Source organism: Salinimicrobium oceani, assembly GCF_012037645.1.
This window is the reverse complement of record NZ_JAAVJR010000863.1, coordinates 1-401: the sequence shown is the minus strand read 5'-3', so window position 1 is coordinate 401 and position 401 is coordinate 1. Positions and strand designations below refer to the sequence as shown.

At 38.9% G+C, this 401-nt stretch carries 1 pseudogene; it reads right to left on the bottom strand.

The annotated features are described in order from the left end of the window. Positions 1-401: pseudogene (locus tag HC175_RS19775) on the bottom strand (type I restriction endonuclease subunit R); the annotation flags it as partial.

Here is a 401-nt window from a genome sequence, read left to right as displayed (position 1 = left end):
ACTTATGACCACTTTAGAATCAAAATTATGAAGCCCCTGTTTTTTCAACTCCGTTAGCACCTTATGATACTTAATAGCAGCATCACGACCACTGGTAACAATTAATGCCTTGTGGCCATCAGGATATATTTTACTCTGGTAATGATTCACAATATGTTTACCAATATCGGTAATCCTACTCGATGATAATTGATACTTCTGAAGCGCAACTCGCTTCAGTTTGTCCTTTTTTTCTTCGGAGGCATCTTGGAATTTCTCTTCAAACTCCGCATCCAATTCTTCTTTCCTTACATCCATTTGGGCGATACCCTCATCGTAAAGTAGTTCCACAGTGGCACCATCGGCAACAGATTCTTTAATAGTGTACACATCAATGTAATTTCCACCATAGAATTCACCCA